The following is an 18,616-nucleotide window of genomic DNA, read 5'->3' as shown; positions in this document are numbered from 1 at the left end:
TTAACTGATAGATGATGGCCGTCATAACCCACCGGTGTCGCGTCGGGTGTCAACCATTCACACCCCATGACGAACCTTTTGAGGAGACGATCATGCTTGAACTCAGACCTTTCAGCTCGCTGGGCGGCGCCCATCACGGCTGGTTGGATGCCCATCACCACTTTTCGTTCGCCGAGTACTACGACCCACAGCGCATGAACTGGGGCAACCTGCGGGTGTGGAACGATGACGTGATTGCAGCAGGCACTGGTTTCCCGCAGCACCCGCATCGCGATATGGAAATCATCACCTATGTCCGTGAAGGTGCGATTACTCACCAGGACAACCTGGGTAACAAGGGCCGCACCGAGGCTGGCGACGTCCAAGTGATGAGTGCCGGCACCGGCATCGCTCACAGCGAATACAACCTGGAAGCGAAAGACACCAAGATCTTCCAGATCTGGATTCTGCCGACGGAAACCGGCGCACCGCCATCGTGGGGCGCAAAACCGTTCCCGAAAGGCCAGCGTGAAGGCTTTGTCACGCTGGCCAGCGGCAAGGACGGCGATGACCAGAGCCTGCGGATTCGCGCTGATGCGCGATTGGTCGCGGCCAATCTCAAGGCGGGTGAAACCGCGGAATATCGTCTGGATGAAGGCCGTCGCGCGTATCTGGTACCGGCCACCGGCGTGATTGAAGTCAATGGTTTGCGTGCACAAGCTCGAGACGGTGTGGCGGTAGCGCATGAGCGCGTGTTGAGCGTCACGGCCATTGAGGACAGCGAAATCGTCCTGGTGGATTTGGCTTGATCGCCTGACGCGCAGACAAAAAAAGGGGCAACCATCATGGTTGCCCCTTTTTTCATGCGCTTGCGAGCATCACTTGCTGGAGATGGCGCCATCCACCAGCGTCTGCGCTTCAACCACCAATTGCTTCAGATGGTCGTCACTGATGAAGCTTTCGGCGTAGATCTTGTAGATGTCTTCGGTGCCCGACGGACGCGCGGCGAACCAACCGTTTTCAGTCATCACTTTCAGACCACCAATCGCCTGATCGTTACCCGGGGCATGGCTGAGAATGCTCTGGATTTTCTCGCCGGCCAGTTCGGTCGAGGTGACCTGGTCAGGTGACAGCTTGCTCAGCAGTGCTTTCTGCTCAGGATTGGCCTTGGCGTCGACGCGCACCGAGAACGGTTCGCCCAGCTCATCGGTCAATGCCTTGTAGGCCTGGCTTGGATCGCGACCAGTGCGTGCGGTCATTTCAGCGGCGAGCAGCGCCGGGATCAGACCATCCTTGTCGGTGCTCCACACGCCACCGTCCTTGCGCAGGAACGATGCGCCGGCGCTCTCTTCACCACCGAAACCCAACGAGCCATCGAACAGGCCGTCAGCGAACCATTTGAAACCGACCGGAACTTCGTACAGACGACGGCCCAGACGCTTGGCCACGCGATCGATCAGACCGCTGCTGACCACGGTTTTACCCACGCCAGCATCCGCGCGCCACTGCGGGCGGTTCTGGAACAGGTAATCGATCGAGACGGCGAGATAGTTGTTCGGCGCAAGCAAACCACCGGACGGCGTCACGATGCCGTGGCGGTCGTGATCGGGGTCGCAGGCGAAAGCGACGTCGAAGCGCTCTTTCAGGCCGATCAGGCCTTGCATCGCGTGGCTGGACGACGGATCCATACGAATCTGGCCATCCCAGTCGACGGTCATGAAACGGAATGTCGCGTCGACTTCCTTGTTGACCACTTGCAGATCGAGGCGGTAATGCTCGGCAATCGCCGACCAGTAGCGCACCCCTGCTCCGCCCAGCGGATCAACGCCCAGACGCAGTTTGGCGTCACGAATGGCGTCGAAGTCGATCACGTTGATCAGGTCGGCTACATAAGTGTTCAGGTAATCGTGGCGATGCGTGGTGCTGGCCTTGAGCGCCTGCTCGTAACTGATGCGTTTCACACCGGCCAGTTTCGCGGCCAACAGCTCATTGGCCTTGGCTTCGATCCACTTGGTGATGTGGGTGTCAGCCGGCCCGCCATTGGTTGGGTTGTATTTGTAACCACCGCTTTGTGGCGGGTTGTGCGACGGCGTGATGACGATGCCGTCCGCCAGGCCCGAGGTACGGCCACGGTTGTAGCAGAGAATCGCGTGGGAAATCGCAGGTGTCGGCGTGTATTCATCACCTTCGGCGATCATCACCGTCACACCGTTGGCGGCCAGAACTTCCAGCGCGCTGGCCCCGGCCGGGGTCGACAGTGCGTGGGTGTCGATGCCGACAAACAGCGGCCCGGTGATGCCTTGGGCTTCGCGGTACAGGCAGATCGCCTGGCTGATGGCCAGAACGTGCCACTCGTTGAAACTCAAGTCGAACGAGCTGCCCCGGTGTCCGGATGTACCGAATGCCACACGCTGAGTGGAAATCGAGGCGTCGGGCTGTCCGGTGTAGTAAGCCGTTACCAGTCGCGGGATATCGACCAACAATTCTGCCGGTGCCGGTTTGCCCGCAAAAGGACTGAGTGTCATGCAAAACCTCTGAAATAGAGTGGTTCAGGAATAGAGCGCAGTTTACTGGCAGTTTGACCGCAGTGCGATGGGATCTATCCGGGACGCTCCCGATGTTTTTTAACGTTATTCAGCAGGCGCCAGACGCAAGGCGTCACCGAGCAGCCCAACGACGCTGGCCAGGTCGTGGTCGCCATGGTTCAGCGGGCTCAACCGCAGATGGTGCGCATGCAGGCCTTGCAGGCTGAACAGCTCGCCCGGTGCAATGATGATTTGCTGTCTGAGCAGGCGCTGGAACACCTGTGCCATGTTCACCGGGCGCAGAGAACGTACCCATATCGTCGCGCCACCTTGCGGTTCGACAATCTGCAGCGCATCGCCAAGACGCTCTCGCAACAACTCGATCAATTGCGTGCGACGCTCCTTGAGCATCCGTCTCAGTACCAGCAAGTGCTGATCCAGCCGCCCTCCCCCAAGCAGCCTGGCAACGGCCTTCTGGCGGATCGGCGACAAGCGAAACGCGCGTAACAGGAATTGCCGCTGCAGCTCATTGCGCCAATGTCGTGAGAGCAAAATGCCAAAAGGCGCCTCGGCCCCGATGAATTTTTCGAACGTGGAAAACACCAGCAAACGGTCAGGATCGAGCCAGTCGCGCAACCGTTGGGCATCAGCGCTTTCATGAAGCTCGCTGTAACAGTCGTTTTCCAGCACCCAGGTACCGTGACGCCCGAGCAAATGTGCAATTGCCTGCTGGTTACTCAGCGGTATCAGGCTTCCCCGGGGCATGCTCAACGCTGAAGACAACAGAATCAACCGCACCGATTCGCTCTTGAGCAGCGACTCCAGTCGCTGCGGGTCAATCACGCCACCAGCGAGCAGTGGCAACTCGATGACGCGCACCTCGGCGGCGGCCAGCAGGCGCAAAATCACCCAGTCACAGGGCGATTCAACGATCACAGTGGCCCGACGCAGTTCAAGCACGGAAATCAGAATTTCCAGGACGCCGCGCAGATCTGCGCCAATGTAAACGTCGTCTGCACGCCAATAGTTGGCGGTTGAAGAGGTGTAACGTGCGGCGAGTACCGTACGCAACTCCAGTTCGCCACAGGGTTGCACCAGCGCTTGCGGCTGGCGCGGATACTGGCGCAGCAGCTCCCGCTCCAGCGTTAACAACGGACTGTCGAGCGGTTGCAATGAGGCCGGTTCATCAGCGCTGAGCACGCACATACCCGGGCGCCTTGCGTTGACGTAAACGGTTTCCAGCAAATCACTGCCACTTTCTGGCGAATCCATCACGTGCAACGCTTGCGCGTAGTAACCGGACTTGGCGATCGAATACACCCGGCCTTCCTTTTCCAGCAGCGAATAGGCGTACTGGACAGTCGAGATCGAGACGTTGAGTCGATCAGCCAGTTGACGCAGTGAGGGCAAGCGCACCGCCGCACTGCTCCCCGCCTCGTCTATCAACAACGTCAGATATCGATACACCGCCTGATAAACGAAGTCGTTCGCCCTCGACGCTTTCACGAGCCCGCATCCGTGGGCATGGTTTTAGCTCCCGGCAAGTGGCTCACGATCAACCTTCAGCGGATCGGTCGACTGTCGGTTCGACACTCGCGTTGTCCTCACCTTCGGTGTTCGAAGCCGCGTCGCTGGCTTCGGGCATACGAATCGGGCCCATTTTGTAAAGACGCACAATCAATTTGACGGGCAGACCACTGACATCTGTCATCCACTTCATGACCTGTTCCGGCGCATGCAGGCCCTGCATGGCCCGGTGCAGTTCCGGCAACGCCACCAACATGCCGGGGTGACAATTACGCAGGAACCGCTCAAGCCCGGCACCACGGTTGATGAACGGTGCAAACAGCAGGCACGTCAGCTGAATTTCATTCAGGTCGAAGTTGGCCAACAAGGAGCTTCCCGCCTGCAAACGCAGATTTTCAGGTTCCTGCAGATTGCCGAAGCTCGCCAGCAACTGTTCGCAAACAGGTTCGGGGACCTGCTTTTGCCGCATCGTGATCAGGCTGCTTTTCAGGTAATCAGCGACGCCGGCCTCATAGGTCCGTCCCTCGATGAATTGCGCCTGCATGCCTTGCAAATGCGCGGCCACCAAAGGCTCCACGTGTTCGTCATCACCTTGATAAAGCGTCAGGTCATCCGCCTGAAAACCCAGAAAGTCGCTCAGCAGAGGCCAGCGCTCTTCGAGTTTGCCGACAATCATGTCGTTGACACTGACAAAACTGGTGCGCCGGCAGGCTTCAAACTGACCTTCCGGCCGCCAGGTTACCCGCTCGTCTTCGGGGTAAAACTCGCGGTAAAAATCGCCACCCAACCCGTCGAGCAGCGGAAAGAGCATTTCAAAGCCGACAGAAGCCGCCTGCGGCCCGGCAATCGCGGCCTTCTGCACAGCGCGCCCCAATCCGTCGAGGAAGTGCTTCTGACGGCGCGTGGACTCACTGCCGATCATCGCATCGACGCCATTGTTCCAGCGGGCAACCTGTCCATAGAACTCGGCCGTGGCCAGATAAGCGTCATCCCATAATTCGAGCGGTTCGTTCCAGCTTCGACAATGTCCAATCAACAGCAGATTGATGCGGTTGGCCTCACGCCCCACCTCGCCAATGGGAGCCTGATGATCAAACGGCAGAACCTCGCGGTGATCCACCATCACCAGTTCGACCCGGGGATCGTCATACAGAAACAGTGCGCTATAGCTGCGATGCATGTTTTGCAGCGACACCTGGCTGCTGCCGTTCCAGCGCAGATTGGCGACCCGCAACTGGAAGGTCGCGGGCGAACGGCCAGCGATGGTCAGTTGTGCGGCCCGCAGCAATGCCAGCGTATAACAACTGTCGCGCGACCCTGACTGGTTCACCAGTACCTTGAAATGACCGATGTTCTCCATACCGCCGGCAGCCACTGCCAGTCGCTGGATCAGCAACTGCAGCGCCGTACGTTCTGCTCGAGAGAAGAAACTCAGCAAACGCTGCAATACTTGCTGGTAGACATAGTTCATTGCCTGATCATGGATCGTGCTCATCGGTATTTACCCGGTATCGAAAGTTTCATGCCACGCGGACTGAAAATCAGTCAGGCGACAATTCATCAATAAGTAATAGACGTTCGAATGCTAACACTTACAAGTTTGTAGTTATTTGAAACACTTGAACTGACAAACCGCCTTAAACTGCCAAAGCAGACCTCCAAGCCCCTGTAATTGTTGAGATATTTTTTCCCGGACGCAATCCTAGGAAACTTCCCACAACGTCCCACGGAAAGTGAGCACAAGAAAAAGAGAAGCGGTTTCCGAATAGCCCTACAACAATTAAACAAAAACCGGCTTGATCAATCGCTTTATTCGTTTGATATCGCGCCGGACAAATTGAATGCACAGCCATGGCTCATTCCTTGAGATGAAAGTAATCATTCAATTATCAGGGCTTACATTGTGATTAGAAGATACAGATGGAGAGCAAAAACCAGTTCAGTTGCTGAACGGCCCCGGGCATCGTGCCAGGGAGCTCTGTTTTTCAGGAGGGAAGGTAAACGCACAAGAGTCCGTGGGGCCACGGACTCTGCTGACAGGGCTTACGCCGGTTCGACCTGCAGCGCGACCCGTTCGCGGCACGGACATTCGTCCATGTAGCGATGCGCTTCGACGAACTCGTTGAACGGGAATACACGCGTCTTCAGCGGCAGTAACACGCGATCAGCGGTCAACTGGTTGATGTCACGCAAGGCACGCTGCAAGGCGACGTGATCCTGAGTGATGCCCAACTCGGGCTTGCCGGTGAAGTTGCCGATGCAGTGCACAAAAAACTGGATGTTCTTCTGGAACGCTGCACAGGCCGGGAACGGCGTCTGATTGCCGCCCTGCAAGCCATACAACACCAGGCTGCCACGCGGCGCCAGCACATCGCCAAGCAGCGACATCTGCGGACCGCCGAGGCCGTCGAACACCACGTCGACACCACGGTTGTCAGTGATCTTGTTGATTCGCATCAACAGATCTTCCTCTTCAGTGACGATGACCTTTTCTGCACCAAGGGACAGCAGGTACTCGCGCTCTTCAGCTTCTTTGGTCGCGGCAATCACCCGCACGCCCATCGCCTTGCCCAACTGGACAAACGATGGACCGGCGCAATGACTGGCGTCAGTGACCAGGGCGAACTGCCCCGGCTTGACCCGTGCCAGATCGGCGTAGGCAAAGTAGGCGATCAGCAACGGCGTGTAGTGCACGCTGGCTTCGATCGGGCTGAGCACATCCGGATAACGGGTCAGTGCGGTGCGCGGCAGCACGATCGATTCGCCGTAGACCGGGTAGTCGTTCGCACTCTCGGCCGGAAAGCTGGCGACCTTGTCACCCACTGCCAGATCATCGACACCGTCGCCGACAGCGGTGATCACACCGGCCATCTCGTGACCAAGACCGGCAGGCAGTCGCGCCTGAGACGAGGCCAGATTCTGACGCCAAAGGGTGTCGTACCAGCTGATGCCGATCGCCTCGACGCGCACCTGCACTTCGCCAGGACCTGGCTGAGCGGCCGCATGCTCTTCGCATTTGAGCACCTCGGCCGGACCAAACTTGTGAAAACGGATCGTGCGGGACATCGCAAACCTCGTCAAAGTAACCTCTAATGCCATGAACTCTATCTGGGCTTTTGACCCAAGACTATCAGTGGCTATTAATAGTCGACATGCCTGTCATTGATTCCGCAGCAGGGGCGGCGTTGGCAAAATCCATGAAAAAACTGCTGCCACCGTCTCAGTAAAGCTGAATTTTCCGGTGCAGAGTACCAGCCTTTCCCCGTAAGATTCATGCCGGCCATTGTTCTCATATGGCCGCTCTCGTCAAGCTTGATGACTCTGCCAGGACTCCAGATGAATCGTAATGACCTGCGTCGTGTCGACCTGAACCTGTTGATCGTATTCGAAACATTGATGCACGAACGCAGTGTGACCCGGGCGGCAGAAAAGCTCTTTCTTGGTCAGCCGGCGATCAGTGCGGCGCTCTCGCGCCTGCGCAGCCTGTTCGATGACCCGCTATTCGTGCGCACCGGGCGCAGCATGGAACCGTCCGCCCGCGCGGTGGAAATCTTCGCCCTGCTCTCGCCGGCCCTCGATTCGATTTCGACCGCCGTCAGCCGCGCGGCCGAATTCGATCCGGCGACCAGCACTTCGGTATTTCGGATCGGTTTGTCCGACGACGTCGAATTCGCCCTGCTGCCGATGCTGCTCAAACGCCTGCGCGCCGAATCGCCGGGCATCGTGCTGGTGATCCGTCGCGTCAACTACATATTGATGCCGGGCCTGTTGGCCTCCGGCGAGATCTCCATTGGCGTCAGCTACACCACTGACCTGCCGGCCAACGCCAAACGCAAGGTCCTGCGTCGCAGCGCACCAAAACTGCTGCGCGCCGATACCGTGCCGGGGCCGTTGAGCCTGGACGACTACTGCGCACGTCCGCATGCGCTGGTGTCATTTGCTGGCGACCTCAGTGGCTTTATTGATGAAGAGCTGGAGAAACTGGGCCGCAAACGTCATGTGGTGCTGGCCGTTCCGCAGTTCAATGGCTTGAGTACGTTGCTGGCAGGCACTGACATCGTGGCGACCGTGCCGGATTACACGGCAGATGCGTTGACGGCGGCTGGTGGGGTTCGCGCGGAAGATCCACCGCTGCCGACGCGCACGTTTGAGCTGCATATGGCTTGGCGGGGGTCGCAGGATAATGACCCGGGTGAGCGGTGGTTGCGGTCGCGGATTCAGATGTTTTTTGGGGATCCGGATAGTCTCTAGGGCTAGGACTCTGTGCTATTCGATAGACCGGTCTGAGGCTTTCAGCGGAACAATGGAAGCAATAAAACTGCGTATGTCGGCCGAATGAAAACGGTGAGTGCTCAACGTTTTCATTCGGGTCGGGATACTAATATTTGAAACGACCCACCAGGCCTTTGAGCTGACCGGAAATGTCTATCAATCGACCCGAGCCAGCCTGTGACGACTGAGCAAAGCCTTCGACCAGTTGGGCATCGGCATGGATCTGCGCGATGTGGCGATTGATCTCTTCGGCCACTTGGTGCTGCTCCTCGGCGGCTGTGGCGATCTGGGTATTCTGGTCGCGGATCGAGTCCACCGAGCCACGGATCTTGTCGAAGCTGTCACGCGCCTGCTGAATGCGTTCCACACTGGCGTGGGACACTTGCAGGCTGCCTTGCATCTGCTGCGTGACCTCTTGGGTGCGGCGGGCGAGATTGCCCAGCAAGCTGTCGATCTCGCCGGTGGAGTCGGCTGTCCTGCGAGCCAAGGCGCGGACTTCGTCGGCGACCACGGCGAAGCCTCGGCCTTGGTCACCGGCGCGCGCGGCTTCAATCGCCGCATTGAGCGCTAGCAAGTTGGTTTGCTCGGCAATCGAGCGGATGGTATCGAGAATGGTGTTGATGTTCTGGCTGTCCTGCTCCAGCAACTGCATGGTCTGGGTCGACTTCTGCAGGTCTTCGCTGAGCTTGAGCACGCTGCCGGTGGCTTCGCCGATGTGCTGCTGGCCGTCATGTACGTCGCGGTAGCCTTCGTCGGCACTCGTCGCGGCAGCACTGCACGAACGTGCAACTTCGTTGGCAGTAGCGACCATTTCGTTGAATGCGGTGCTCACCAACTCCACGGCCTCACGCTGGCGACCTGCAGCCTGGTTCATGTTGTTGGCCACTTCGCTCGTGTCGGCGGCCGCGGTCTGCAGGTCAGATGAGGCGCTGCCTATGCGTTGCACCAATTGTGCAATCATGCTCAGGAACTGGTTGAACCAGCCCGCCAGGCTGGCGGTTTCGTCCTTGCCCTGCACCTGGAGTTGGCGCGTCAGGTCGCCTTCTCCTTCGGCGATTTCTTGCAGGCCGTCGGCCACGCCGCGAATCGGACGCACGATGACGCTGGCAAAGCTGGCGCCTACTATCGCGAACACCAACGCCAATGCCGCGGCAATGGCGGCGATCAGCCAGGTCAGCCGGGTGACGTCGGCCATCACTTCATCACGCTTGATCAGGCCGATAAAGCGCCAGCCCAGGCCTTTGGAACTGACCACGTTGGCCATGTAGGCCACGCCATCAATCTCGATTTGGGTCACGCCGTCGCCTCCCTTGGCTAGTTCGGCGTAGTTGGGACCCAGATCGGCCAGAGGTTTGAAGTTGTGCTTCGCATCGCTAGCGTCTACCAGCACGTTACCGTTGTCTTCCACCAGCATCAGGTAGCCGCTATCGCCCAGCTTGATGTTGCGCACCAGTTCAGTGAGCTGTTTGAGCGACACGTCCAGGCCAACCACTCCCAGGATATTTCCGGCGGCGTCGGCGACAGTACGCACAGTGCCGATCAGCGTCACATCGTCCGGCGCCCAATAGTAGGCACCCGTGCGCACAGTGGCGCCTGGCGTGGCGATGGCCGCTTTATACCAGGGACGGACGCGCGGATCGTAGTTGTTCAGCTTGGTGTCGTCCGGCCAACTGGCGTAGCCGCCGTCGCTCAGACCCAGGGACAGGTAAGCAGTACTCGGATGAGTTTTGGCGAACTGGTCAAATATCGCCAGCAGCTCTTTGTTGGCCTGAGTAAGTGGAATTTGCGCGGCTTCGGCACCCGCGTAGCTCTTGAGGTCTTTGGCCGCAACGACGCGCGGGTCCTTGGCTACATAGTCGACGTTTTGGCTAATGCCGTCGAAAAACTGCTTCATGCCATTGTCGATCTGGCGGATCTCGCGACCGCTGCTGTCGAGAAAATTGGCCAGGGCCCCCTCTCGCAGATTCAGCACTACCAAAACGGCGACCAGGATGACCGGGACGCATGCGATTGCCGCAAACGCCCAGGTCAGCTTCTGCTTGATATTCATGACTTCACCTGCGGATATTTATAGTTTTGGCAAGGGGAAACGCTAGCACTGAACGTCGCATGTGTTGTTATGAGGAGATAGAGCCCATGCGTACTCTGAGTTATCGACCGCGACGGTGCGCACTTTAGAACGGCGAACATCGGCAAACTCAGCGCAATCTATCTGCGATTAAAGAAAGGCTTCCCTGCCTTGGAAAACCTTCCAGAACGTCGCATCGATTTTCCTGGCCGCCGCTTCACTGACCCAACCCTGCCAGATTTCGGGATCCGGCTTCTGCGCCAGTTGGACCCAATCCAACTGGCCCATCAGCGGCGTGGGAGTTCAGTAACAGAACAGGACGGATTTAGGCGGTTTGGCAAACCGGATCAAAGGTGCAGCGCGGGCTTGGACTGGCGAACGCCATGGGCAGAAGGGACGCGGACACGCAGGGCAATCAGCAACGCGGCCAGCAGCATCAGCACGGCTGCCGCTACGAATACGCCTGCGCTGCCACCGAGGCTGAACATTGCACCGCCAGCGGCGGCGCCCGTGGCGATGGCTGACTGCACAGAGGCCACTACCATGCCTCCGGCGCTTTCCGCCTGATCAGGTACCGCGCTGGCGACCCAGTTCGACCACGCCACCGGCACACCACCAAAGGCCATGCCCCAGACCGCCAGCAATAGCGCCTGCCCCGGCACCGAGGCCGGCAACAGCACCAACGCCAGTGCTGCAACGCCGACCAGCGCGGGCATCAGCACCAGAGTGGCCAGCGGGTGGCGCTCCAGCAGCCTGCCGGCCAACAGCGTGCCGACGAAGTTCGCCACACCGAACCCCAGTAGCATCAGTGACAGCCCTTGCGCGCCGATGCCGGTAGTCCCTTCAAGAAATGGGCGAACATAGGTGAACATGGCGAAGTGGCCGCTGTGCACCAGCACACAACCGAACATGCCGATGGCGATGCCTGGGCGCTGCAACACCTCGAGTACGGTGCGCAGACGTGCCGGCCGGCGCGGCGCAAGGCGCGGCAACGTGAATGACTGAAACGCCAGGGTCACCATGCCTACCGCCGCCGCGGCAAAGAACGCGCTGCGCCAGCCATACAACCCGCCCAGATAGCTGCCCAGCGGCACTGCCACGACCGTGCCGATGGCGATGCCGCTGAAAATGATCGACAGCGCCCGGGGCAACAAGGCACTCGGCACCAGGCGCATCGCAACCGCCGCCGCCATGCTCCAGAACCCGCCAAGGGCAATGCCCAGCAAGATACGCATCAACAACAGCACCGCGAAGCTGGAGGAAACGGCGACCAACAGATTGGAGGCGACCATCAACGTCGAAAAACCCAACAACACCCAGCGTCGGTCGATACCACGGGTCAGACCTGGCACCAACAAGCCTGCGAACAGCGCCACCACGGCGGTTACCGTTACCGCCTGGCCAGCCAGCGCTTCGGACACTCCCAGGTCAGTAGACATCAGCGTCAACAAACTGGCCGGAAGGTACTCAGCGGTCAGTAACCCGAACACACCCATTGCCAACGAAAATACTGCCATCCACGCGGGGGTTGCAGGTTCTACGTCCGCGCCGACGCCGCAATGGCGGTCGGATAGGGTGTTACATACACAGTCAGTCATTGCACGGATCTCCCAATCTTCATTAAGAGCCGAAGTCTAGGCGCCGAAATCCGGATGATCTATGATCCAAAGTCTCTACTTTTTGACTAAAACACCTGAACGATGCCTGCAGATCAGTTTGCTCTTTCCTCGGACCTCATCAACGAGCTGTTGCGCGGCATGCGTCTGCGTGGTGTTGAATACCGGCGTATCCAAACGGGTCCAGATTTCGGTTTGGGCTTTGCTGAAAAACCTGGGCACGCCTGGTTCCACTTCATGGCCGTCGGCAATGCGGTACTGCGAATGGACGACGGCAGCACCTACGCGCTGTCTGCCGGCAACGCCGTGTTCATATCCCATGGCGCGGCCCATCAACTTTTTTCCCATCAGGGCGCGCCTGTCCAGGACATCGATCGTCTAAACGGCGCGCCCTTGGGTGACACCGTCAGCGCGGTGGATACCGGAACCGATGCCAGCGCCACTCCGAGCACTATTCTGTTCAGTGCTTGTATGGAGTTTGAACTGGGCAGTATCCATGGCCTTGGCCGGCTGATGCCGGGACTGATGCTGATTGATGCCGGCGGCCAGCGTTACCCCGGGCTGGTGCCAATCCTCACCACCATGGAACGTGAGGTCAGCGCCGCACGCGTCGGCTTCGCCGGTATCCTCGCGCGGCTGGCCGACGTGGTGGCGGCCATGGTCGTTCGCGGCTGGGTCGAGTGCGCCTGCGGCAATGCCTCTGGCCTCGTCGCCGCCTTGCGCGATCCCCGCTTGGCCGGTGCACTGCTTGCGCTCCACCAACAACCGGGCCGCGACTGGACTGTTGCGCAGTTGGCAGAGCACTGCAATACCTCACGCTCGGTCTTCGCGGACCGCTTCCAGGCGACGATTGGCATGGCTCCGCTGCGCTATGTCACCGAACTGCGGATGCGGCTTGCAAGCCAGTGGCTGACCCTCGAAAGGCTACCGATTGAAGAGGTGGCGCAGCGTTTGGGCTATACCTCCCAGGCCGCTTTCAGTCGTGCATTCAAGCGCATTACGGGCAATACGCCTGGATTGAGTCGCAAGGTGCGGCAAGCCGAATGCAGCTAGTCGATGATCCCTGCCACCGACTCATTTACCCCCCGTTACATCGAGGAATGTACCGGTAACGAAGGATGCCTCCGCGCTCGCCAACCATAGAATCGCGCGTGCCACTTCCTCAGGCTGTCCGCCCCGCCCCATCGGGATCGAATCCTTGACACGATCGACCCGCCCCGGCTCACCGCCGCTGGCATGCATTTCGGTATAGATATGTCCGGGGCGAATACAGTTGACGCGTATTCCTTCCCGAGCCACCTCTTTTGCAAAGCCAATGGTGAACGTCTCCAAGGCTCCCTTTGACGCTGCATAGTCGACGTACTCGTTGGGGCTGCCGAGGCGCGCCGAAGCCGAAGAGACATTGATCACCACACCGCCCTGGCCGTTGTGGCGGTAAGACATACGCTTCACCGCCTGTTGGGCACAGAGTATTGGCCCAATGGCATTGACCGCAAAGATGCGCTGCATCCGCTCGAAGCCGAGGTCTTCCAAGCGAGACTGAGGCGCCAGCATCCCGGCGTTATTGACCAGTACGTCGATGCGTCCGAACGTGCGGTCGATGGCCGCGAATAAATCGGCCACCTGTTGGGGGTCCGCACTGTCGGCCCGCATCGTCAACGCCCGGCGCCCCAATGCTTCTACATCTGCGGCCACGGCCAGCGCTGCGGACGCGTTGGCAACGTAGCTGATCGCCACGTCATAACCTCTTTCGGCGGCGAGCCGCGCGGTGGCAGCCCCCACTCCACGACTTCCACCCGTGATTAGAATCAGCGGTGCCTGCGAGACGTTGACCATGAAATAAAGCTCCTGAGCCGTTGGCTGTATCAGCCGATGATGAGGGTGCCGCCGGCGATCACTACGCATGCCAGTATCCGGCGCGCGGTGAGCGTCTCGCCGAGAAACACATAGCCGATCAACGCCGCAAACAGCACGCTGGTTTCGCGCAATGCCGATACCGCGCCCAGCGGCGCTTCGGTCATGGCGTAGATGACCATTGCATACGCGAGCAAAGAGACCAGCCCGCCGACCAATGCGGTCACTGTTCCGGGCCGGACGCAGAACAAGCTGCGGGTATCGCGTAGGCCGATGTAGACCACCGGCATCAGCACGCCCCACAGGGCGCACATCCACACCGTGTAGGCCAGCGGCGCGCCGGAGAGCCTGGCGCCTATGCCGTCGACCACGCTGTAGGCCGCGATAAAGCCGCCCGTTCCCAGCGCATAAGGCAGGCTGGGAACCGACAGACTGCGCCCTCTGAAAGCCAGCGACATAATCCCGCCTGACACCAGCGTAATACCGAGTAACACGTCAGGCGTGATGCGTTCTCCGGCAAACACGGCGGCCCCCAGGGTGATCAGCACCGGCGACGATCCACGTGAAATCGGATAGGTCTGCCCCAGGTCGCCGACCCGGTAACTGCGCACCAGAAACAGGTTGTAGCCGACATGCAGCAACCCCGACAGCAGCGCATAGCCCCAGCTCTCAATCGCGGGGGGATCCATGAACACTGCGGCGACGACACTGGTGATGGCGATGGCAATACACATCACTGTCATCGACCACAGCCGATCGGCACCGCTACGCAGCAGCGCATTCCAGCTGGCATGCAGGAGCGCAGCGAAAAGCACAAGGAAGATGATATGGATAGGCATGCGCCACTTTAGGCAATGCGGCGCCGGGGCTAAAGCGAAGTCTCCTCATCGCAGCATGAACGAATGCTCATGACTCACTCATCCAGTCCTTGGACTTTCAGTGCCTCGCTGACCAACCATTGGCGAAAGCTGGCGATGTGTGGTTGTGATTCGATGCCCTTGGGGCAGACGAAGTAGTACGCCAGCGGTGATGGGAATGGCACATCAAACAGTCGCACCAAACGGCCATCGCTGATTTCGTTCTCGACATGCCCGCTGCGCACCAATGCAACGCCCTGGCCGAGCAAGGCGGCCTCGACCGTCATGTTGGTATCGCCAAATCTGACGCTCTCCTTGAGCGGCAAATAGGCCAGCCCGACGGCTTGAAACCATACCTCCCATTTTGGTACCAGTTCGGCACCATCGCGCGTGAGCAGCGGGAAATGCAACAGTTCTGCGGGGCTCTGCGGAGTCCCGACGCGTCGCAGCAGTTCAGGGCTGGCCACAGGAAATACCTGCTCCCCAAACAGGAACTCCGAATGCAGACCGGGGTAATCGCCCTTGCCGAGCCTGATCGCAACATCCGCCTGGCCCTGAGAGAAGTGGATTATTTTATCCGTGGTGTCCAGCGAGACCAGCAGCTCGGGGTGCTGACGAGCGAGACGTGGCAAGCGTGGCAGCAGCCATTTGAGTGCGAAGGAATAGGTGGTGCTGACGCTGAGTCGAACTCTGTCTTTTTGCTCGCGCAAATCACTCAAAGTCGCCTCCAGACTGATGAAAAACTCGCGCACGATGGGCGCCAGCGCAGCCCCAGCGGCGGTGAGGCGTAACGCCTTGCCACGTTCAAACAACTGCACTCCCCAAAGGGCTTCAAGATGCTTGAGCTGATGACTGACTGCACTTTGAGTCACATGTAGCTCTTGTGCGGCCGACGTAAAGGTCAAGTGCCGGGTGGCAGCTTCAAATGCGCGCAAGGTCGCGGTGGGCGGCAGGTCTCTCATAAGAGCAGTATCCAGCGAGTTATAAGAAAGGTGCATACATGAAGGCCAGCTCATGATAGAACCAAACTCACTCTAAACTTCACTTCGATTATCGAGGCAGATCCGATCAGCAATAAAACCATTGATAAACACCATGCTTCTGCTGAGTGGCTGTTTATAGAGCCGGTGCAAGGGACGAAGTCCGCCTGCGATCTGATTTTTGCTTCAATCAACGGTATCTTCGGCCAATGAACAGATTCCGCACGGTCATTTACCTTGGCGTTCTTCTCTGCGGCGGTTGTGTAAAAACGGCGAGCATCCCGCCCGCCGACCTCACGTTATCGTCATTCGGCCTGGGCCCTGACAATCTGTTCACGGCGCACTTCAGTTCCACTGTGGACCTGGAGCGCGCGTTCAATGACTACGAAAACGCCCATCAGCTGACGCCGACTCTGATCTGCTCTCTCAATCGAGACCCGGAATTCTCATCCGAGCATTCAATCACGATAAAAGCCGAGGGACGGGTGACTGCAAGCAGTCAGGCCGAGCCCAATTACAAGTTTTCCTCCGATCTGATCTTCTACTACACCAATGCGGATGGAACGCAACGCGACTTGAATGACTACGACGCCATCAAACCGTTGCTGGCGTCGCAAGCTTCAATCCCGTGCAAAGTTCGCATAACTGCCTATGGGTATGAGGCCTATTACACGAACACGTTATTCATCCCGGCCAGGATCATGATTGAACAGATCTTCAGATAACCGCCCTTTGCTGAGCCTGGCGCAGGGAATTGGCGAAGCTCTGATCGTCACTTGATTGCACCCATAAAAAAGCCCGGGAACCGTCCCCGGGCTTTTTCATTTGTGCGCCTCTTTTGCGTTTTTGTGCGACACATCCCCTTTCAGGACTCCCGCAAGGCTCTGGCACGGTGTTAGTTTGTAAGTGTATGTGTCTCAGCGTTGAGGCACGCCTAACTCACTGCCCTGCAAAGGAATGCCCTTCGTAATGAATGTCCCTTTCAAAAAACTGGCTGCCACCACCTTGATGCTGGCCGGTCTTGCCGTGTTCACCGCGCCCGCGCAAGCCAATATCACCCCGCAGCAGAGCGCAGAAATCCTCAAGAGCTACAGCGCCGATAAAGCCACGGACTTCCGTCAGTTCCTTGGCAATCTGGGCAAGAGCGATCTGGCGAAAACCGTCGACATCGGTCCGGCCATTGCTGCTTACCTCGACAACAAGACTTTGAATGCCGATCAGCAGAATGAAATCTATCGTCTGCTGGGTATCTACACGCGCGCGAAGTACAGCGCCGCCGCTACCGAAACCCTGCGCGAACTGGTGGAGATCCCGACCTTTCGCAAGGATGGCGTCGAACAGCACGACAACCCGGAATTCACCAAGATCGCGGCGAAGATTCAGAGCCTTGCCGAGTCGTTCAATCTGAAATTCCGCAACATCGACAACCGCGTGTACGAGATCTCTCTCGACGGCAGCGGCGATGAAGTGGTTGGCATTCATGCGCACGCCGACGTGGTACCGGTGACACCGGAAAACTGGGTGCTCAAGGATGGCACCCGCCTCGACCCGTTCAAGATCACCCTGATCGGTGACCGCATGTACGGTCGCGGCACCGAGGATGACAAGAACGGCATCGTAGTTACGCTGTATGCCATGAAAGTCATCAAGGAAGAAAAGCTGCCGCTGGTGCGCAACTTCAAGCTGCTGGTCGACACCACCGAAGAAACCACGGGCGACGCGATCCCTTACTATTTCGAACGCAACCCGACGCCGAACTACAACCTGGCGCTGGATGGCGGTTACCCGGTGGTGATTGCCGAGAAAGGCTACGGCACCGTCATGGCCAACTTTGCCAAGCGCAAAGGTGAAGGCAAAGGTGCGGAAATCATCTCGATGACCGGTGGCCTGGCGACCAACCAGATTCCATCGGCGTCGGTCGCCACGCTGGTCACCGACAAGTCTGCGGAACTGGCCGCCAGTCTGCAGAAGGCCGGCGACGAGTTTGCCAAGCGCAATGGCGGCGATTTCCAGGTGAGCGCCAAGGTCGACGGCAAAGACGTCAAACTGACCGTGACCGGTGTGTCCGCGCACTCCTCCGAGCCCGAATCCGGGGTCAACCCGGTCGCGCGGATGCTGGTCTTTATCAATAGCCTTGATGGCAAAGTCGCGTTCAAGCACAACCACATCACCGATGCCGCGCGTTACGCTGCCGACAACTGGGGTCTGGATTACCTGGGCAACAAGCTGAATGTCGGTTTCTCCGATGCCTTCATGGGGCCGCTGACAACGTCGCTGACCTACGTCGGCATGGACGAAAAGGCCTTCAAACTCGCGGTCAACCTGCGCGTGCCGAAGGGCAAGTCGCCGGAGAAACTCAAGGCTGAAATCGCTGAGAAACTGGCGGCCTGGAGCAAGAAAAGCCACGTAGCCGTAGCCTTCGATTATTCGATCGCGGAGCCGATGTACCGCAATCCTGAGGGTGAGTGGGTCAAGGCATTGTTGGCGGTTTCGACAGAAAACCTCGGTATGAAACACGAGTTCGGCACCTCCGCCGGCGCTACCTCGGTGCATGAACTGCCGAATGGCGTGCAATTCGGTCTGGCCATGCCGAACGTGAAGTACACCGGTCACACCGATGGCGAGTTCAAGACTGTGGAGCAATTCCAGCTGGATCTGCAGATCGTCACGGAAATGATTGGCCGCATCGGTCAGTTGCCGAAACTCTGACCGCAGTGTCGAACCCGCCGCCATGGCGGGTTCGGCATTTTTAATCCGCGCATAATCCCCGCCGCGCAGCCTCGCCCCAGACTTTTGCACACTGGGCAACACAGAGTTGCCCTCAGAGAGATTGATAGCCACCTAACGAAAGGTGCATGCTAGAGGGCTTGTTCGGGTCTTATATCATTCCGAATGATAGTTACCTTTGCTTCATTCGATTCGTGCCATCACACCCCGC

At 58.8% G+C, this 18,616-nt stretch carries 13 protein-coding genes and 2 pseudogenes; 5 read left to right on the top strand and 10 right to left on the bottom strand.

Annotated features, from left to right (window positions below; genetic code table 11):
* The first annotated feature begins 92 nt into the window (after positions 1–92).
* Positions 93–788: a pirin family protein gene (locus VY732_RS13870; RefSeq protein WP_137217924.1), complete on the top strand. Its 696-nt coding sequence runs from the start codon at positions 93–95 to the stop codon at positions 786–788.
* A gap of 69 nt (positions 789–857) precedes the next feature.
* On the opposite strand, the gene pgm is transcribed toward VY732_RS13870, so the two are convergent.
* From pgm to VY732_RS13850, 4 genes are all read right to left on the bottom strand, one after another.
* Complete coding sequence (gene pgm / locus VY732_RS13865) at positions 858–2,504, bottom strand: phosphoglucomutase (alpha-D-glucose-1,6-bisphosphate-dependent) (protein ID WP_077573003.1); 1,647 nt, start codon at positions 2,502–2,504, stop codon at positions 858–860.
* A 105-nt stretch (positions 2,505–2,609) separates the two neighbouring features.
* Complete coding sequence (locus VY732_RS13860) at positions 2,610–4,010, bottom strand: aminotransferase-like domain-containing protein (RefSeq protein ID WP_331695706.1); 1,401 nt, start codon at positions 4,008–4,010, stop codon at positions 2,610–2,612.
* Positions 4,011–4,059: 49 nt separating this feature from the next.
* Complete coding sequence (locus VY732_RS13855; RefSeq protein WP_331695705.1) at positions 4,060–5,526, bottom strand: hypothetical protein; 1,467 nt, start codon at positions 5,524–5,526, stop codon at positions 4,060–4,062.
* A gap of 548 nt (positions 5,527–6,074) precedes the next feature.
* Positions 6,075–7,097, bottom strand: coding sequence for a zinc-dependent alcohol dehydrogenase family protein (locus tag VY732_RS13850; RefSeq protein ID WP_016983050.1), 1,023 nt, complete (start codon positions 7,095–7,097; stop codon positions 6,075–6,077).
* A 270-nt stretch (positions 7,098–7,367) separates the two neighbouring features.
* Here VY732_RS13850 and VY732_RS13845 point away from each other — a divergent pair, with 270 nt between their 5' ends.
* Complete coding sequence (locus tag VY732_RS13845; RefSeq protein WP_034154182.1) at positions 7,368–8,282, top strand: LysR family transcriptional regulator; 915 nt, start codon at positions 7,368–7,370, stop codon at positions 8,280–8,282.
* Between the two features lie 127 nt (positions 8,283–8,409).
* Here VY732_RS13845 and VY732_RS29960 read toward each other — a convergent pair.
* The 3 genes and pseudogenes from VY732_RS29960 to VY732_RS13835 all read right to left on the bottom strand — a co-directional run.
* Positions 8,410–8,925: pseudogene (locus tag VY732_RS29960) on the bottom strand (methyl-accepting chemotaxis protein); the annotation flags it as partial.
* A gap of 348 nt (positions 8,926–9,273) precedes the next feature.
* Positions 9,274–10,197: pseudogene (locus VY732_RS29955) on the bottom strand (HAMP domain-containing protein); the annotation flags it as partial.
* A gap of 521 nt (positions 10,198–10,718) precedes the next feature.
* Positions 10,719–11,969, bottom strand: a complete 1,251-nt coding sequence (locus tag VY732_RS13835) for an MFS transporter (protein WP_331695703.1) — start codon at positions 11,967–11,969, stop codon at positions 10,719–10,721.
* 102 nt (positions 11,970–12,071) lie between these two features.
* Here VY732_RS13835 and VY732_RS13830 point away from each other — a divergent pair, with 102 nt between their 5' ends.
* Complete coding sequence (locus tag VY732_RS13830) at positions 12,072–13,040, top strand: AraC family transcriptional regulator (protein ID WP_331695702.1); 969 nt, start codon at positions 12,072–12,074, stop codon at positions 13,038–13,040.
* A gap of 21 nt (positions 13,041–13,061) precedes the next feature.
* Here the strand turns inward: VY732_RS13830 and VY732_RS13825 are convergent, their stop codons facing one another.
* From VY732_RS13825 to gcvA, 3 genes are all read right to left on the bottom strand, one after another.
* Positions 13,062–13,823, bottom strand: a complete 762-nt coding sequence (locus VY732_RS13825; protein WP_077573013.1) for an SDR family oxidoreductase — start codon at positions 13,821–13,823, stop codon at positions 13,062–13,064.
* A gap of 29 nt (positions 13,824–13,852) precedes the next feature.
* Complete coding sequence (locus VY732_RS13820) at positions 13,853–14,680, bottom strand: DMT family transporter (RefSeq protein ID WP_331695701.1); 828 nt, start codon at positions 14,678–14,680, stop codon at positions 13,853–13,855.
* Between the two features lie 74 nt (positions 14,681–14,754).
* Complete coding sequence (gene gcvA / locus VY732_RS13815) at positions 14,755–15,660, bottom strand: transcriptional regulator GcvA (protein WP_331695871.1); 906 nt, start codon at positions 15,658–15,660, stop codon at positions 14,755–14,757.
* 227 nt (positions 15,661–15,887) lie between these two features.
* Between gcvA and VY732_RS13810 the strand changes: the two genes are divergently transcribed.
* Both VY732_RS13810 and VY732_RS13805 read left to right on the top strand, forming a co-directional pair.
* On the top strand, positions 15,888–16,403 hold the full coding sequence (locus VY732_RS13810) for a hypothetical protein (RefSeq protein ID WP_077573016.1): 516 nt from the start codon (positions 15,888–15,890) through the stop codon (positions 16,401–16,403).
* A gap of 244 nt (positions 16,404–16,647) precedes the next feature.
* A complete protein-coding gene (locus VY732_RS13805; RefSeq protein ID WP_331695700.1) occupies positions 16,648–18,387 on the top strand; it encodes a dipeptidase in 1,740 nt (579 codons plus the stop codon).
* Positions 18,388–18,616 lie beyond the last annotated feature (229 nt).

Source organism: Pseudomonas sp. ZY71, from assembly GCF_036542145.1.
Classification (GTDB): Bacteria; Pseudomonadota; Gammaproteobacteria; order Pseudomonadales; family Pseudomonadaceae; genus Aquipseudomonas; species Aquipseudomonas koreensis_A.
This window is presented reverse-complemented; position numbering and strand designations above follow the sequence as displayed.

What these genes read in the sequence shown, in the direction of transcription:
- pgm (WP_077573003.1), bottom strand. Translation starts at nt 2,504, where the DNA reads ATGACACTCAGTCCTTTTGCGGGCAAACCGGCACCGGCAGAATTGTTG.
- VY732_RS13805 (WP_331695700.1), top strand. Translation starts at nt 16,648, where the DNA reads ATGAATGTCCCTTTCAAAAAACTGGCTGCCACCACCTTGATGCTGGCC.
- VY732_RS13820 (WP_331695701.1), bottom strand. Translation starts at nt 14,680, where the DNA reads ATGCCTATCCATATCATCTTCCTTGTGCTTTTCGCTGCGCTCCTGCAT.
- VY732_RS13850 (WP_016983050.1), bottom strand. Translation starts at nt 7,097, where the DNA reads ATGTCCCGCACGATCCGTTTTCACAAGTTTGGTCCGGCCGAGGTGCTC.
- VY732_RS13835 (WP_331695703.1), bottom strand. Translation starts at nt 11,969, where the DNA reads ATGACTGACTGTGTATGTAACACCCTATCCGACCGCCATTGCGGCGTC.
- VY732_RS13855 (WP_331695705.1), bottom strand. Translation starts at nt 5,526, where the DNA reads ATGAGCACGATCCATGATCAGGCAATGAACTATGTCTACCAGCAAGTA.
- VY732_RS13830 (WP_331695702.1), top strand. Translation starts at nt 12,072, where the DNA reads ATGCCTGCAGATCAGTTTGCTCTTTCCTCGGACCTCATCAACGAGCTG.
- gcvA (WP_331695871.1), bottom strand. Translation starts at nt 15,660, where the DNA reads ATGAGAGACCTGCCGCCCACCGCGACCTTGCGCGCATTTGAAGCTGCC.
- VY732_RS13845 (WP_034154182.1), top strand. Translation starts at nt 7,368, where the DNA reads ATGAATCGTAATGACCTGCGTCGTGTCGACCTGAACCTGTTGATCGTA.
- VY732_RS13825 (WP_077573013.1), bottom strand. Translation starts at nt 13,823, where the DNA reads ATGGTCAACGTCTCGCAGGCACCGCTGATTCTAATCACGGGTGGAAGT.
- VY732_RS13870 (WP_137217924.1), top strand. Translation starts at nt 93, where the DNA reads ATGCTTGAACTCAGACCTTTCAGCTCGCTGGGCGGCGCCCATCACGGC.
- VY732_RS13810 (WP_077573016.1), top strand. Translation starts at nt 15,888, where the DNA reads ATGAACAGATTCCGCACGGTCATTTACCTTGGCGTTCTTCTCTGCGGC.